At 58.8% G+C, this 16,954-nt stretch carries 14 protein-coding genes; all 14 read right to left on the bottom strand.

What is annotated here, in order from left to right; translation table 11 throughout:
- Positions 1-57 precede the first annotated feature (57 nt).
- A complete protein-coding gene (locus ACZYSM_RS23765) occupies positions 58-756 on the bottom strand; it encodes a hypothetical protein (protein ID WP_489075204.1) in 699 nt (232 codons plus the stop codon).
- The gene (locus ACZYSM_RS23760) at positions 749-3,595 is read right to left on the bottom strand and encodes an ATP-binding cassette domain-containing protein (protein ID WP_489075201.1); all 2,847 of its coding nucleotides are present in this window, start codon (positions 3,593-3,595) and stop codon (positions 749-751) included. The genes ACZYSM_RS23765 and ACZYSM_RS23760 overlap by 8 nt, the downstream gene beginning before the upstream one ends.
- Positions 3,592-4,377 carry a hypothetical protein gene (locus tag ACZYSM_RS23755; RefSeq protein WP_489075199.1) on the bottom strand — a complete coding sequence of 262 codons (786 nt, stop codon included), beginning with the start codon at positions 4,375-4,377 and terminating at the stop codon, positions 3,592-3,594. The genes ACZYSM_RS23760 and ACZYSM_RS23755 overlap by 4 nt, the downstream gene beginning before the upstream one ends.
- Positions 4,374-5,765, bottom strand: coding sequence for an MBL fold metallo-hydrolase (locus ACZYSM_RS23750; protein ID WP_489075197.1), 1,392 nt, complete (start codon positions 5,763-5,765; stop codon positions 4,374-4,376). The genes ACZYSM_RS23755 and ACZYSM_RS23750 overlap by 4 nt, the downstream gene beginning before the upstream one ends.
- The gene (locus tag ACZYSM_RS23745; RefSeq protein ID WP_489075195.1) at positions 5,762-6,709 is read right to left on the bottom strand and encodes a hypothetical protein; all 948 of its coding nucleotides are present in this window, start codon (positions 6,707-6,709) and stop codon (positions 5,762-5,764) included. The genes ACZYSM_RS23750 and ACZYSM_RS23745 overlap by 4 nt, the downstream gene beginning before the upstream one ends.
- A gap of 18 nt (positions 6,710-6,727) precedes the next feature.
- Complete coding sequence (locus tag ACZYSM_RS23740) at positions 6,728-7,234, bottom strand: MBL fold metallo-hydrolase (protein ID WP_489075193.1); 507 nt, start codon at positions 7,232-7,234, stop codon at positions 6,728-6,730.
- Positions 7,235-7,320: 86 nt separating this feature from the next.
- The gene (locus tag ACZYSM_RS23735) at positions 7,321-7,482 is read right to left on the bottom strand and encodes a hypothetical protein (protein WP_489075191.1); all 162 of its coding nucleotides are present in this window, start codon (positions 7,480-7,482) and stop codon (positions 7,321-7,323) included.
- An 808-nt stretch (positions 7,483-8,290) separates the two neighbouring features.
- Positions 8,291-10,123: a glutamine--fructose-6-phosphate transaminase (isomerizing) gene (gene glmS / locus ACZYSM_RS23730; protein ID WP_489075189.1), complete on the bottom strand. Its 1,833-nt coding sequence runs from the start codon at positions 10,121-10,123 to the stop codon at positions 8,291-8,293.
- A gap of 1 nt (position 10,124) precedes the next feature.
- Positions 10,125-10,901, bottom strand: coding sequence for a DeoR/GlpR family DNA-binding transcription regulator (locus ACZYSM_RS23725; protein WP_489075187.1), 777 nt, complete (start codon positions 10,899-10,901; stop codon positions 10,125-10,127).
- Positions 10,902-11,135: 234 nt separating this feature from the next.
- Entirely contained in the window at positions 11,136-12,503 is a 1,368-nt protein-coding gene (glmU, locus tag ACZYSM_RS23720) for a bifunctional UDP-N-acetylglucosamine diphosphorylase/glucosamine-1-phosphate N-acetyltransferase GlmU (RefSeq protein ID WP_489075185.1), read from the bottom strand.
- Positions 12,504-12,617: 114 nt separating this feature from the next.
- Complete coding sequence (locus ACZYSM_RS23715; protein WP_489075183.1) at positions 12,618-13,043, bottom strand: F0F1 ATP synthase subunit epsilon; 426 nt, start codon at positions 13,041-13,043, stop codon at positions 12,618-12,620.
- A gap of 44 nt (positions 13,044-13,087) precedes the next feature.
- The gene (gene atpD, locus ACZYSM_RS23710; protein ID WP_489075181.1) at positions 13,088-14,467 is read right to left on the bottom strand and encodes a F0F1 ATP synthase subunit beta; all 1,380 of its coding nucleotides are present in this window, start codon (positions 14,465-14,467) and stop codon (positions 13,088-13,090) included.
- Between the two features lie 27 nt (positions 14,468-14,494).
- A complete protein-coding gene (atpG, locus tag ACZYSM_RS23705; protein WP_054048164.1) occupies positions 14,495-15,355 on the bottom strand; it encodes a F0F1 ATP synthase subunit gamma in 861 nt (286 codons plus the stop codon).
- A gap of 50 nt (positions 15,356-15,405) precedes the next feature.
- Complete coding sequence (gene atpA / locus ACZYSM_RS23700) at positions 15,406-16,950, bottom strand: F0F1 ATP synthase subunit alpha (RefSeq protein ID WP_489075178.1); 1,545 nt, start codon at positions 16,948-16,950, stop codon at positions 15,406-15,408.
- Positions 16,951-16,954: the final 4 nt, after the last annotated feature.

The raw sequence follows: 16,954 nt of genomic DNA, 5'->3' as shown, positions 1-16,954 counted from the left end.
TGCCGCGAGCTCAACCAATGTTGGCCAGAAGCCGAAGACAGCTTCCTCGAACAGGCCTTATACATAGATGCAACCGGGTAGCAGTGTTTGAAAAGCAGGTAGACCGTGGGGGCGAGTCCATACATAAAGGCGGGACCGGGCCTTGATCTGGCGCAAGTAGCCGGCGTAGCTCGCGCATTGCATGTTCAGCAGGTTGACCGGCACAGCGGCGCCGGCGAACGATCGTTCTCCCAATACCTGCAGGAAGCCGGCGCTGGGGTGGAACCCCAGGAGAATCCGCGAGGCCGCAGGAATGGCCGCCTCCATCTGCCGCAGGATCGCGTCGAGCAAGGCGTATTGCTGTTGCGCGAGCAGAATGTCCAGCCAGTCGCCCCCCAGGGTCACCAGGCCGGGCTGGCAGCAGCGGATGATATCGAGGTCTTCGGCTATCTGTTGCGCATCGGCGGCGAAGGTATAGCCAGGGGCGGTGTAGTAGTACGCCGGGTTGGCCTGGACCTGACGGACACTGACGCCCTGCCCCGTTGCCTGATCGGTCACCCGCAGCAGAAACCGCGAATGATAGATATGCCGCGTTCGTGGGCCACCAGCCAAAGCATTGCTGACGGCTTTGGCCGTGGGCCAGTCGCCACTGGCCAAGCCCAGGCCGGAACTGGCCAGGACCCTGCGCGCGATCCCCTCGACCTGTTGCGCCGAGTAGGGACTGCCGTAACGTTTGAGAAACCCCCGGTCGCCCAGGTACAGAATCGACTCATCCATGAGTATTTCCTTGCACCGGGCAACAGCGAGCCAGCTCGCCGAGTTCGATGTCATGTTCCAGTCGGCAACGATGATCCACCAGCACCAGGGTGTTGCCGCTACGCTCGACGTAACGGTGCAACGCTTGCACACGCTCGGCCAGTTGCTCGGCGCGCAAAGCGCTGAACGGCTCATCCAGCAACAACAGATGGTGGCGGTCCTCCGGCAACGCGCTCAGCCAGGTGTCCAGCCAGCTGCTTGCCCCGAGCTCACCGCCGAGCAGCGCCAGGGCATTGCTGTCCAGGTAATAGCGGGTTGATGTCATGGCCTGCGCCACGCCCGCTTCTTCGATGACCACGTCGGTGATACCGGCCACGCCCTTGAGATACTCGCTCTTGCCGGAGCCGGATTGGCCCGATAGCGAATACAACCGGCCCCGTTCCAGGCTCAGGCCACGATAGGCACGTTGAGCGACAAAGGGGGCGATGCTCAGGCTCTGCCCGGAGATCGCCACGGCCACCGAGCTTTTAGGCCGGGCAAAATGTTGCAGGCGCTCCACCGACACCGACTGCGATTTGAAACCCGTGATGGCCAGAAATACATTGGCCAGGTCGGAACGCACCAGCAGCAAGGCCGTGACCGCGAGCACAAAAGCAGAATCGCTGGTCTGGTAGAGGCTGCCCATCAGGACCACCAGGAGAATCACCAGGTCGCTGAGCAAGGTGCAACTGGCCGCCGTGACGGTGCGGGTGATCACACTGCGCACGCGGGTGGTGTAGAAATGCTTCAGCCCCTCGGCTATCGCACTCCGCTGGGTAAGCGCCAGCCAGTCACCCAGGCGTTCGAAACCCACGCCACCGGCCCGGGAAATGGAAAACGCCACATGGGCAGAGCGCAGTAGGGAGTCGAATCCCTTGACGCTCTCCACCCGGGTCAGATATAGCTCGTTGATTGAAAGCCGGTACAACACCGCCAGCAGGCCGCTGAACAGCAGCGCCACGGCGATGCCGGACAGGCCGAACCCCATCCACAAGGCCACGCCATTGCACAGTAACAGCGCGATGACCCAGGCAATGTCGTGGGCATACCAGGCGATGCGTTCGAATGTCGTGGTGACATCGCGAGAAACCACCTGCAGCGCATCGGCCAGGCCGGTGACCCGGATGTCTCGCAGGCCATCGGTGAACAAGCGGGAAAAGCGGCTGCGCAACAGATTCTCGATAAACAGCCCGGCAGCGATTCCTGCCCCTACCCCGGCCACGGCATACAACAGAACCCGCCAAGGCGAGAAACCTGCCTCTGGCAGCGTCAGGTTGGCCGCATAGCTCATCATCAGCGCCGGCACCAACAACATCAGCACACCCCAGCAACAATACTTGAATAGATCGCCGAGACTGAAGCGGTCCAGCGCCGGGTCGCCGGCCGGCACCGTCGAAGCCGTCCGCTCACCGACCTCCGCCGGCGAGCCTTCGCGCTGCGCTATCGCTCTTGCGGCCAATGGGCTGAAGCTTACCCAGGACAGGCGCTCCAAGGCGTCTTTCACTGCCAGCGCTGCCGCGGCGTCCAACGCCGAGAAGTCGTGGTCGATACTAAGGGTCCCGTCCTGGGTACGGGCCAGAAACACCCCGCGCAGCAGTTGCAGGCGCAGGCGCTGCCCGGCAGAGAGGTTGCTCCCGTCCAGCTCGATGGGCAGTTGCAGGACCTGCTGTGGGTCCTGTCCCAGCTCGGGTATCAGCCGGAAAGCGCCCAGCAAAGCGTGCAGGTCCTCGCGCTGGCTCTCCAGCGGGCCAGGAATCAGTTCGACCAGCGCCGCGGGCCAGATCGGCCAGTCGGCATCGAACTCGATCACGCCGCGCGCCTGATCGGCGGCAGCGGGTCGCAATACCGGATGCCTGGAGGAATTCTGATACAGGCCATTGAGCGCTTCCAGGGAGCGGCCGACGGCCTTGTAACTCACATAGGAGCGGGGCAGCGCGAGCACCGCCGCCAGCAACGGAATGCTCAGCCAGAAAATCGCCCCGTCCCAGACCATGGCCGATTCCGAGGGGCCCAGTAGCCCCAGCAAGACAAAGGGAATCAAGCGGCCGAAACCGATGATGTAGCTGTCGGCGCCGCGCAACAGCGTATCCAGGTTGCGCAGGGAGCGTTCGCCCGCCAGTGTCCGCTCGATGCTCTGCAAGGCCGTCCGGTCAGCGAACTGCTTGAGCCACGGTCCTTTGCGCAACCATGCCGAACACTGTTCGATACGCTGCGCCGCCATATCCATGATCCGCTGGTAGTTGCGGTCCGAGAGCCAGGACAGCAGATAGGAAAGCGGCAGGAACACACCGATCACCGCAACCGCCCAGAACCCTGCCCTGCCGAAGACCAGCAACGCCAGCAGGATTGAAAGCAGCAGGAAAACCGGAATAGCCAACAGGTTAACGCTAGCACCGATGCCATCGAGAATGACGCTGAAGTCCCGTGAAACCACACGTTCCAGCACCGACACCTCTACCCGGGGCTGCATCTTGCGCGCCAGAAGGCGCTCGAACTCGCGGCATAACCTCAGGGAGATGTAGCGTTCCAGATTGAGCTCGCTCACCATCAGCAAGAACCCGCTGATGGCCAAGAACGCCAGGAGCGCGGTGTCCGCCAGCATGACATCGGCACTGCCTTGGGCCGCCACCAGGGTGCTCAGCTTGTAGATGAACAACAGCGGCACGCTGTATTGCAACAACGACACCAGTACATAAGCGCCGACCGCCCAGGGCGCAAGGCTGAAGGCCAGGCCGAAAAAGCCATCGGCGAAGGCTCGTCCTTCGGAGCGAGCGACCGTCCGATAGCGCAATGCCGGAGTAAAACAGTACATCCACTTCACGGCAGCGCCTCCTCGCAGTACACCCGACCAGGCTCCAGGGCCTGTACACGCTGCAGGCAATCTCGGATTTTCTGCAGATCGTAATAGTGGGTGGGAATCTCCCGGCATGCACAGTAATGGACCACCCATTCCTTCAGATTCCACGAAAGCGCCGTGCCCGCCCCCAAGAAGCGGCTCAAGGACAAGATGTCGAACCACACGCTGCGCTGCAAGGAATGGGTCTCCAGGTCGAGGATGCGCACGCCATCCACGGTAACGAGCAGATGCTCCGGCTTGCAGTCGCCGACGCTGATGCCCTGCAGGTCGAACGGGGGGAAACGGCAGCGGGACGACAGGCAAGGATCGAGAAATTCAGGGGTACTGCGGTGCCCCATGACCCGCTGGATATTCGCCAGGGCCGTGGCATGCATCGCCGCGTAGGCCGCAATCACTTCAGGCAGCTCGGCCGGACCGGGCAGACGGCCCTGGAGAGACTCCAGCACCAGTACCTGATGCCGCGCATCCTGATAGCGCATGCCTGCGATCGGCCCTGAGCGGAACAGCAAGTAGCCGCTGGCTTCGGCGGCATAGGCCGCCTCGTCGAAGTAACGCTTGATCACCACCTGCTCGCCCGAGGCCATGCACAGGCCGGAGCAGACCAGGGACTTCACCGACTGGCCGAGTACCCGCAGAACCTGATAACGCTCGGCCAACAGCTCGGCGAGCGCCTGCCGCCGCAGCTGTACCTGAGCGGCGCCGAGGAGCTCCAGATGCACATGTTCAAAGGCTCTTTGCCCGCTCATGGCGCAGTCGCCAGGGACATTTCATAACTGCGCAAGGCGCGTCCATAGTCCACTTGCTCGTTGTAATACTCGAGCCAGAACGCCAGCGGGCTGTCATAGCGATCGCAGACATACCACTGCGATGCCGACAGGTTGAGCAGCTCCCATATCTGCAACTCGCCGAGAAACAGCTGGCAAAAATCGTCATGGTCGACACGGATGCCGTAGGGATAACGCTTGATCGCCCCCGCGCCTTCGTCCGGCACCTCGATGAACTCGACCCTGGACACGTCCAGCAGCCATTGTTGGCCGACGCCGTCGTTCCGGGTCAATTGCAGCACCGCACGGCACGGGCCAACGGGGCGTCCCAGGTAGTTGCCCTGGGTAATCAGCACCTGGCCGTAGCGGGTAATCAGCCAGGTCCTGGCCATTTCATCTAGATGGGCCTTGATCCGCTGTGTGTCAAGCGAGACCGTCTGGCGTCGCCCTTTCGGCGGACGGGACCCTACCTGTTCCTCGGATTCGCAGATCCAGTCCGCCGGTTCGCCAGGCCGTGCCGGCGCCACGTCGAAGCTTTCGCCGGGGGTCAGTGAGTGCACCCCCCGCAACAACGACAGTTCGCTGCAGATCTGCGCCAGTTCGAGGTTCGACCAAGGGTGATGCATCTTGCCAAAGGGATCGCGATATCCATTGCCCGCGAGGATCAGGGTCGGCACCTGGTTCAGTCGGCGCATCGGCTTGTGTACGATTTCGTCCAGCAGACGCAAGCCGGACACCCGGGTGTAGCGTTGGTCGGGCACCGGCAACAGGTTGTCCAGGCCGATCGGCCGTTGCGTCCCGCTGCACTGGAAATTATTGGTCAGCACCATGACTTGGGGCCAGGCAACGGCTCCACTATTGACATCGGCAAAGTAAGCGTCGGCGATGCGGGTATCGGACTGGATGAACACCGCCTCGCGGCCCTGATGCTCGACATGCAGCGACGCTACCCGGCTGTCCCAGAACAGTACCTCGGTGCAGGGCATGTAGAAGCGCAGGCTCAGCGAGCCGATGACGAACTCGGCCTGAGTATCGACCCGCCGCACCTCGTAACCGCATGCGCGGACAATCGCCTCGGCCGCGCCGGGAAACAGTTCCGGGACATAGACCACTTTGCGCTTGAGCAAATGCCCGTAGTCCGACGACAGGCGGCGCAAGGAGGCTGGGTGAAAGTGCTGCAGGTGCTCGGTGGTCAAGACAATGCCATCCACCGCCGGCATGCGCTGCAGATCGACGTTGCGCGCCGGGACTATCGCGAACTGCCGGTCGGCATCGGAACCGAATCCACGACCCAGCACCGGGTCGATCAACACATGACTATCGCCAGCCTGCAGCGACCAGCTTTCGTGGCCGATCATCGTCAGCTTCATGGGCACACCTCCAGGTTACGCATGCTGCGCTCGATGATTTTCGCCAAAAGCTCAGGGCTGCCGTTCTCGCCGTAGTAGCTGTAGAAGAACGGGATCAGGCCGTCGAAGATGCCGTTCTCGAACCAGGACTGGACCGAAACGCCCACGATGTCCCAGATCTGCAGGTTCCCCTCGACCATGCCGATGAAGTCCACCAGGGGCAGGCATACGCCAAAGGGATACTGCGCCACCAGCGATTCGATCTGGTTGTGCGTCTCAGCCTCGAACTGGGCGCTGATCAGGTTCAGCGCATAGCTGTCCTGACGCCCCAAGGCATGCGAGACAAAACTGAAAACGATTCTTTTCGGCCCGAGCTTGCGCCCCTTGTAGTGAGACATCGCCAACACCTTGCGCCCGGTGATAAACAGCATCAGGCTTTTCGCCAGGCGCTGCAGCTCGGCTTCCGCGCGTCGCAGCAGCTCTTCATACGCCTCGGCGTCCTGCACGTCCGGGCGCACCGAAGCGACCACCTCGACGGTCTTGCGCGCCTCGATGAACTGGTTCAGCTCCCCGATCAGCAAGTCGTGCTGCATCTTGTCCACCTGGACCCAGTCGATAACAGCCTGCGGCCCGGGATCAGGCTCCAGGGCAAAGGCTTCGCCTGGCAGCAGGCCGACAATATTGGTGTCCAGGCTGAGCCGATTGGCCAACCGGCTCAACGTCGGCTGGTCGGAAAACGGGAAAGCGGCGAACCCGCCCAGGCGCTTGATGAACCCGCCGCCGCAAAGGGCTATGTTCTCGGGTTGCACCGGAAAATCGTCCATGTAGCTGGTCAGCACGGCGCTCAGCACACCGATCCCCAGCGGACCGACCTTACGGTTGCTGTCACTCGCGTTCTTGCCCCAGTTTTCCAGGGACTGAAAGGCTCCCGGAGGCGATACCCTGGAGTTGTTCGAGACGATCACCAGCTTGGGCGGTGCCAGTCATCCTTCGACGATATCGGTCTTGAACACTTCGGACACCAGGGCGTCCACAGCAATGAAGATGCCACTGCTCGGCTGCTCGGCCTCCTCGATATGCACCTGGGTGACCCGGCTTTCCCAGAAGGCGGTCTTCGGATCCGCCGGGTAGAAGCGCAGGCTCAAGTCGCCGACCCGCATCGGCTCTGTGTCGTTAACTTGCGTAAGGGTGAACCCGAGGTCGCGGATGCATTGCTTGACCGGTTCGACAATGGTCGCCCCCACCACGAACCGGGCGGAACGTGGCAACAGGTTCAGCGACTGGATATCGAAATGATCGGAATGTTCGTGACTGAGGAAAATCAGGTCTACATCGGATAGTGCGGCGGCATCGACAGTACGCGGCGGATAGATCTCGATCCGGTGCTCGTCGACCAAACCGAAGTCTTCACATAACAGCGGGTCAATCAGGATCCTGGTGCTTCCATGTTCCACAAGCCACGTTTGATGGCCGATAAAGATCGCCCTCATTTCCGCCTCCCTGGAAGACAACTGAATACTCACTACCCAAAAAGTGAAAAAGCAAGAAAGGGCTTTCTTGCTTTTTCGGGGTCAGCTCAACGATGGTAGGCGCAGCTCGCCGCCTTGGTTTCGGAAGCACGGGTCTTGGACTTCTTGATGGCGTCGCTCAAGACCTGCAACTCTTCCTTGCTGAAGAGTACTTTTTCGCTGTCTTGATGGTTGGGCGCGGTCGCACCCTGCTGGATCTTCTGGTTCATGACTTGCTCCTTGTCTAAGTGTTTCCAGGTACGCCAAAAGAGTAATGGCAACCTGCAAAAGCCGAGTCGCTGATATGCAGCGACATGCCAACACTAGAGCCCCGATAGGGTGCCCGCAACGAAAAATAGGCGGAAACAGTATCTTTGGGAAACGTCCTACACGAAGGCGAAAAATTCTAATTTTTCGAGGCAAATACACATCACACATGCGTACCAACAAACCTTGTCTACGTTATTTCTCTTTTTACACAACCGACATTTCTTGTAGTACAGGGCCTAATCCCGTGGTAGGTCACTACCCCGCCAGACAGCCATCGTAACCTGTCTACGGAGCAATCCTTAAAATTCGCGAGCAGATTACGGTCGACGTACGAGCGGAGAGATTCACCGGGTTGGATGCGCAGCAGCATGACTGAAACGGCTCTTCCGCCGCCTCGGTGGGCGGTCGATCAGCATGGTTGCCAGTGGCCGGGGTCTGCCACCCCCGGCCGCTTGTGACAGTTTTAATCCTCTAAAACCAGGGTTGGATTTTGAGAATTAAAGCTGTCGCAGCCTCTGCGCAAAATTGAGGCTTCCAGGTCACCTTCAAAACCACGCAAAACTGTCGCAACCCCGCAAATCGCCACCTAAGCACCTTACGTTTGAGAAATAAAACTGTCGCAACATTCGATCGGGATGACCGTCTGTCACCAGTAAGGAGGCAGTGAGATCCTCGAGCGCTGGCGATAGCGCCTTCTACCCGACCGGCTTAAATCCTCTGCGACAGTTTTAATTCTCAAAAGCCACCTGATGCCCGCCTGTGGATAACTCACTCCACTGTTACAGATTTCGCCAGGTTACGCGGCTGGTCAACGTCCGTGCCTTTGAGCACAGCGACGTAGTACGACAGCAGTTGCAGCGGGATGGTGTAGAGGATCGGCGACAAGATGTCATGGATGTGCGGCATGTTGATAACGTGAGTGCCTTCGCCATTGGTCATCCCAGCCTGTTCGTCAGCAAAGACGATCAGCTCGCCGCCACGTGCACGAACTTCCTGCAGATTGGATTTGAGTTTCTCCAACAGCTCGTTATTCGGCGCTACGGTGACCACCGGCATGTCGTTGTCGACCAGCGCCAATGGGCCATGCTTCAGCTCGCCGGCCGGGTAGGCTTCGGCGTGGATGTAAGAGATTTCCTTGAGCTTGAGCGCACCTTCCATTGCCACTGGGTATTGCGCCCCACGGCCGAGGAACAGGGTGTGGTGCTTTTCGGCGAACAGCTCGGCGATTTTCTCGACTTTGCTGTCCATGGCCAGGGCTTCGCCCAAGCGAGTCGGTAAGCGACGCAGCTCTTCAACCAGCTCGGCTTCCATACCTTTGGCCAACGTGCCACGTACCTGGCCCAGGGATAGGGTCAGCAGCAACAGCCCGACCAACTGAGTGGTGAAGGCTTTGGTCGAGGCCACGCCAATTTCGCGACCGGCCTGGGTCAGCAGGGTCAGATCGGACTCACGTACCAGTGAGCTGATACCAACGTTGCAGATCGCCAGGCTGGCGAGGAAGCCCAGCTCTTTGGCGTTGCGCAGCGCCGCCAGAGTGTCAGCGGTTTCGCCGGACTGCGAAATGGTCACGAATAGGGTGTCCGGCTGCACGACTACCTTGCGGTAGCGGAATTCGCTGGCGACTTCGACCTGGCACGGAATCCCGGCCAGCTCTTCCAGCCAGTAACGGGCAACCATGCCGGCGTGATAGCTGGTGCCGCAGGCGACGATCTGCACGTTACGGACTTTGGCAAACAGCTCGGCCGCTTGTGGGCCGAAGGCCTGAACCAGCACCTGATTCTGGCTGAGACGGCCTTCCAGAGTGCGCTGCACCACGGACGGTTGCTCATGGATTTCCTTGAGCATGAAGTGGCGGAACGCGCCCTTTTCGGCGGCCTCGGCGCCATCACGGTATTGGACGGCTTCGCGTTCGACCGACTTACCGTTGACGTCCCAGATCTGCACGCTGTCGCGATGGATCTCGGCGATGTCGCCCTCTTCCAGGTACATGAAACGGTCGGTGACCTGACGCAACGCCAACTGATCGGAAGCCAGGAAGTTTTCGCCCAGACCCAGACCAATCACCAGCGGGCTGCCGCTACGTGCCGCCACCAGACGATCAGGTTGATGGGCACTGACTACCGCCAAACCATAAGCGCCGTGCAGCTCTTTAACGGTCGCTTTGAGTGCCACGGTCAAATCACGTAGATCTTTGAGTTTGTGGTTGAGCAGGTGGGCGATGACTTCGGTATCAGTGTCCGAAGTAAACACGTAACCCAGCGCTTTCAATTGCTCGCGCAGGGCTTCATGGTTCTCGATGATGCCGTTGTGCACCACCGCCAAATCACCGGAGAAATGCGGGTGGGCATTGCGCTCGCACGGCGCGCCGTGAGTCGCCCAGCGGGTGTGAGCGATACCAAGACGTCCCATCACCGGCTCACCGGCGAGGGCTTGTTCCAGTTCACTGACCTTGCCCGGGCGGCGAACGCGCTCAAGCTTGCCAGCATTGCTGAAAACCGCCACGCCCGCGCTGTCGTAGCCACGGTATTCCAGGCGCTTGAGGCCTTCGAGCAAAATGGCGGTGATATTCCGTTCAGCGACCGCGCCAACAATTCCACACATGCTATTTCTCCTGGCTGACTGCCGCGCAAATCAAGTTAATGCCGCGGGCCTGAATTTGTTCGCGTGCCTCAAGCGGCAAACGATCATCGGTAATAAGGGTATGGACGCTGCTCCATGGCAGCTCCAGATTAGGAATCTTGCGGCCGATCTTGTCGGCCTCGACCATCACGACCACTTCACGGGCCACTTCCGCCATCACCCGGCTGAGACCGAGCAGTTCGTTGAAGGTCGTGGTGCCACGGATCAGATCAATGCCATCGGCACCAATGAACAGCTGGTCGAAATCATAAGAGCGTAGTACCTGCTCCGCGACCTGCCCCTGGAAAGACTCGGAGTGCGGGTCCCAGGTTCCACCGGTCATCAGCAGCATCGGTTCATGCTCCAACTCGCTCAAGACGTTGGCAACGTGCAGGGAGTTGGTCATCACCACCAGACCTGGTTGTTGGCCGAGCTCCGGGATCATCGCGGCGGTGGTGCTGCCACTGTCGATGATGATCCGCGCATGCTCGCGAATCCGCGTAACGGCGGCGCGAGCGATGGCTTGTTTGAATTTTGAGACGGGCTGGCCGATGTCGCTGACCAACTCTTGCGGCATGGTGATCGCGCCACCGTAGCGGCGCAGCAACAGACCGTTGCTCTCAAGGGCCGCCAGATCCTTGCGAATCGTGACTTCCGAGGTTTCGAAACGTTTGGCCAACTCATCCACACTGACTTCGCCCTGCTCATTGACTAAGGCGAGGATATTGTGGCGACGTTGTGGTGTATTTCGTTTCGACATGGAGTTATAAGTTTCGTTTCGAAAGATAACGAAGGCAATCAAAACCTATTGGAAGAAAATCGTCAAGCAGGCGGAATAAAAAAGATCTGTGGATAAACCAAAAGATCGTCCGAGCGCGGCCCGAACCTCCGGCAGCTCCTACGAGATTTGCGTTCACCCAATATTGTGGACGGACCCAATCCAAGGAGCTCCCGAAGGCTGCGATCTGTTGCGGTATTCAGACCTGTGGATAACTCAGTCCTTCTTGATTTTCACCGGACGCTTCCAACCGTCAACATTGCGCTGACGGCCACGGGCAATCGCTAGTTGTGACTTATCCACATTTTGATTGATAGTCGAGCCGGCAGCGGTCGTTGCACCGTCAGAGATATCCACAGGCGCGACCAACGAATTGTTGGAACCGATGAACACGTCTTCGCCCAACACGGTCATCCACTTGTTGGCGCCATCGTAGTTGCAAGTAATAGTGCCAGCGCCAATATTGGTGCGAGCACCGACTTCAGCATCACCCAGATAGGTCAAATGACCAGCCTTCGCGCCTTCACCCAGATGGGCATTTTTCAGTTCGACAAAGTTACCCACATGGGCGCGGGCTTCCAGCACGGTCCCCGGACGCAGACGAGCAAACGGGCCGGCATCACTGCCCTCACCCATGACGGCACCTTCGATGTGACTGTTAGCTTTGATCACCACGCCTTTGCGCAAAGTGCTGTTTTTGATCACGCAGTTCGGGCCGATGACCACCTCGTCTTCGATGATTACCCGACCTTCGAGAATCACGTTGATGTCGATCAGCACATCACGACCGACACTGACTTCACCCCGCACATCAAAGCGCGCCGGATCACGCAGAGTCACGCCTAGCGCCATCAAACGACGGCCTTCACGCAATTGATAGTGACGCTCCAGCTCAGCGAGCTGCTTACGGTCGTTGGCGCCCTGCACTTCCATGGCGTCATGGGGTTGCTCGGTGGCGACAACCAGACCGTCCTTGACCGCCATCTCGATCACATCCGTCAGGTAGTACTCGCCCTGGACGTTGTTGTTCGACAAGCGGCCCAGCCAATCAGCCAAACGTGCACCAGGCACCACGAGAATCCCGGTGTTGCCTTCACAGATGGCCTTCTCGGCGTCAGTGGCGTCCTTGTGTTCGACGATGGCAGTGACTTTGCCATTGGCATCGCGGACGATCCGGCCGTAACCGGTAGGATCAGCCAGGGTTACGGTCAACAGACCGAGTTGTTCTGGGGTGGCTTTCTTCAGCAGACGCTGAAGCGTTTCAACTTCAATCAGCGGAACATCACCGTAGAGGATCAGTACGTTTTCAGCCGTCAGAAAAGGCAACGCCTGAGCTACGGCGTGGCCCGTGCCGAGTTGCTTGTCCTGCAGGACGAAGTTCAGGTCATCAGCCGCCAGGCGCTCACGCACTGCATCAGCACCATGACCGATCACCACGTGAATGCGCTGTGGATCAAGTTGCCGGGCACTGTGGATAACATGACCGAGCATGGAGTTGCCCGCTACGGGGTGAAGAACCTTCGGCAGCGCCGAACGCATGCGAGTGCCTTGACCGGCGGCGAGGATAACGATTTCGAGAGACATGACTGGCTACCAATCCTGGGTGGTCAGCGGTTGCGACCAAGAAGTGAATTGTGGAAAAAGAAAAAGGGTAGCCGAGGCTACCCTTTTTAATCAATCACACAAAAAGCTGATGGCTTAGCCGCCAAACTTCTTGCGGATCTGCTGGACGGTGCGCAGCTGAGCTGCAGCCTCGGCCAGACGTGCGGCAGCGGAACCGTAGTCGAACTCGGCGCCTCTTTCATGCAAGGCCTTCTCGGCAGCCTTTACGGCTTCCTGAGCGGAGGCTTCGTCCAGGTCGGCAGCACGTTGCACGGTGTCGGCAAGAACCTTGACCATGTTCGGCTGAACCTCGAGGTAACCACCGGAGATGTAAAACACCTCGGTTTCCCCACCCTGCTTGATCAAGCGGATCGGACCTGGCTTGAGTTCAGTAATCAGCGGAGCGTGACCTAGAGCGATACCAAGATCACCCAGGCTGCCGTGCGCGATCACCATCTCGACCAGACCGGAGAAAATTTCTCCTTCCGCGCTGACGATATCGCAATGGACTGTCATAGCCATCTGCTTGCCTCAACCTGATTAGCGCCCGTTGCCAGGCGCCTGGATTACAGTTTTTTGGCTTTCTCGATCGCTTCTTCGATGCCGCCGACCATGTAGAACGCTTGTTCTGGCAGGTGGTCGTAGTCACCGTTGAGGATGCCTTTGAAGCCAGCAATGGTGTCTTTCAGGGAAACGTATTTGCCCGAAGCACCCGTGAAGACTTCAGCCACGAAGAACGGTTGCGACAAGAAGCGCTGGATCTTACGAGCACGGTTTACCAACTGTTTGTCGGCTTCCGAAAGCTCGTCCATACCCAGGATCGCAATGATGTCCTTCAGCTCTTTATAGCGCTGCAACACATACTGTACGCCGCGAGCGGTGTCGTAGTGTTCCTGGCCGATAACCATCGGGTCCAGCTGACGCGAAGTCGAGTCCAGTGGATCGACCGCTGGGTAGATACCCAGGGAAGCGATGTCACGGGACAGTACGACGGTAGCGTCCAAGTGGGCGAAGGTCGTCGCAGGCGACGGGTCAGTCAAGTCATCCGCAGGTACGTATACCGCCTGGATCGAGGTGATCGAACCGTTTTTGGTCGAAGTGATGCGCTCTTGCAGAGTACCCATCTCTTCGGCCAGGGTCGGCTGGTAACCTACTGCAGAAGGCATACGGCCCAGCAGTGCGGATACTTCAGTACCGGCCAGGGTGTAACGGTAGATGTTGTCAACGAACAACAGTACATCGTTACCTTCGTCACGGAACTTCTCGGCCATGGTCAGGCCGGTCAGTGCTACGCGCAGACGGTTACCCGGCGGCTCGTTCATCTGACCGTAAACCAGTGCCACTTTGTCCAGAACGTTGGAGTCCTTCATCTCGTGGTAGAAGTCGTTACCCTCACGGGTACGCTCACCCACACCGGCGAACACGGAATAACCGCTGTGCTCGATGGCGATGTTACGGATCAGTTCCATCATGTTTACGGTTTTGCCTACACCGGCACCACCGAACAGACCGACTTTACCGCCTTTGGCGAACGGGCAAACCAGGTCGATAACCTTGATGCCGGTTTCCAGCAGGTCGTTGCCGCCCGCTTGTTCAGCGAAGGTTGGCGCAGGACGGTGAATGCCCCAGCGCTCTTCGGTGTCGATCGGACCAGCTTCGTCGATCGGGTTACCGAGGACGTCCATGATCCGGCCCAGGGTCGCTTTACCGACTGGTACGGAGATGGCAGCGCCAGAGTCAGTGACTTCCAGACCGCGCTTCAAGCCTTCGGTGGAACCCATCGCAATGGTACGAACCACGCCGTCGCCCAGCTGCTGCTGAACTTCCAGAGTGGTTTCAGCCGCGCTTACAACTTTCAGCGCGTTGTAGATGCTCGGTACGCTGTCGCGTGGAAATTCCACGTCGATCACGGCGCCGATGATTTGAACGATACGTCCGCTACTCATAGCTGGATCCTCTGAATATTTGAACCGTTAAACCGCGGCAGCGCCGCCGACGATTTCCGAGATCTCTTGGGTGATCGCAGCCTGACGCGCCTTGTTGTAGATCAGCTGCAAATCGCTGATCAAATCACCGGCGTTGTCGGTAGCGTTCTTCATCGCGATCATCCGCGCAGCTTGTTCAGCCGCGTTGTTCTCGACCACCGCCTGGTAGACCTGCGACTCCACGTAGCGAACCATCAAGCCGTCAAGCAGCTCTTTGGCGTCCGGTTCGTAGAGATAGTCCCAGTGGTGCTTGAGTTCTTGATCCGGGGTTGCCACCAGTGGAATCAACTGCTCCACGGTAGGCTGTTGCGTCATGGTGTTGATGAACTTGTTGGACACAACGCTCAGACGGTCGATACGGCCGTCCAGGTAGGCATCCAGCATCACCTTGACGCTGCCAATCAGATCATTGATCGATGGCTCTTCACCCAGGTGGCTGATAGCTGCTACGACGTTACCGCCGAAGTTGCGGAAGAAAGCCGCACCCTTGCTACCAACAACACACAGATCGATCTCGACGCCGTTTTCACGGTTTTTCGCCATGTCCTTGACCAAGGCCTTGAACAGGTTGGTGTTCAAGCCACCACACAGACCACGGTCACTGCTCACTACAACATAACCAACGCGCTTGATTTCACGGTCGATCATGAATGGGTGGCGATATTCCGGGTTAGCGTTGGCCAAATGACCAATAACCTGGCGGATGCGCTCCGCATAAGGACGGCTAGCAGCCATGCGCATTTGTGCCTTGCGCATTTTACTGACCGCCACTTTTTCCATGGCGCTGGTAATCTTTTGCGTGCTTTTGATGCTCGCAATCTTACTGCGAATCTCTTTTGCGCCTGCCATGTAACACCTATCAGGTTAGCAAGCGGGAGCCTTGCGGCTCCCGCTGCGGCTTACCAGGTTTGGGTGGCCTTGAACTTCTCGATACCGGCTTTCATGCCAGCGTCGATTTCGTCATTGAAGTCACCCTTCACGTTGATCTTCGCCATCAAATCGGCGTGATCGCGGTTGAAGAAAGCAATCAGCGCTTGTTCGAAGCTGCCGATCTTGGCGATTTCAACGTCAGTCAGGAACCCACGCTCAGCGGCATACAGCGACAGCGCCATGTCAGCGATCGACATTGGTGCGTATTGCTTCTGCTTCATCAGCTCGGTAACGCGCTGACCATGCTCAAGTTGCTTACGGGTCGCTTCGTCCAGGTCAGAAGCGAACTGGGCGAATGCCGCCAGTTCACGGTACTGAGCCAGAGCGGTACGGATACCACCGGAGAGCTTCTTAATGATCTTGGTCTGAGCGGCACCACCCACACGGGATACCGAAACACCGGCGTTCACAGCAGGACGGATCCCGGAGTTGAACATGGCCGATTCCAGGAAGATCTGACCGTCGGTGATGGAAATCACGTTGGTCGGAACGAACGCGGAAACGTCGCCAGCCTGGGTTTCGATGATCGGCAGTGCGGTCAGGGAACCGGTTTTGCCGGTCACTGCGCCGTTGGTGAACTTCTCTACATATTCTTCCGAAACGCGGGATGCGCGCTCCAGCAGACGGGAGTGGAGATAGAACACGTCGCCTGGGTAAGCTTCACGGCCTGGTGGACGGCGCAGCAGCAGGGAAATCTGGCGGTAAGCCACTGCTTGCTTGGACAGATCGTCATAAACGATCAGCGCGTCTTCACCGCGGTCGCGGAAGAATTCACCCATGGTGCAACCGGAGTACGGTGCCAGGAATTGTAGTGCAGCGGATTCGGAAGCACTGGCGGCCACGACGATGGTGTTAGCCAAGGCGCCGTTTTCTTCCAGCTTGCGAACCACGTTGGCGATGGTCGATTGTTTCTGACCGATTGCCACGTAGACGCAGAAGATGCCGCTGTCTTTCTGGTTGATGATCGCGTCGATCGCCAGAGCGGTTTTACCGATCTGACGGTCACCGATGATCAGCTCACGCTGGCCACGGCCGACTGGGATCATGGCATCGACAGCCTTGTAGCCAGTCTGTACAGGCTGGTCTACCGACTTACGCCAGATCACGCCTGGAGCAACTTTCTCGACCGCGTCGGTCTCGGTGTTGTTCAGCGGACCTTTGCCGTCAACTGGGTTACCCAATGCATCGACAACGCGACCCAGCAGTTCCTTACCAACCGGAACTTCGAGGATGCGGCCAGTGCACTTGGCGCTCATGCCTTCAGCCAGAGTCTGGTAAGAGCCCAATACAACGGCGCCTACAGAGTCTTGCTCCAGGTTGAGGGCCATACCGAAGACGCCGCCCGGAAACTCGATCATCTCGCCGTACATGACGTCGGCCAGACCGTGAATCCGCACGATACCGTCAGATACGCTGACGACAGTGCCTTCGTTACGGGCTTGGGAGGTCACATCGAGCTTGTCGATGCGGCCCTTGATAATTTCACTTATTTCGGAAGGATTGAGTTGCTGCATTGCT

This window comes from Pseudomonas sp. F220 (assembly GCF_057813935.1).
This window is presented reverse-complemented; position numbering and strand designations above follow the sequence as displayed.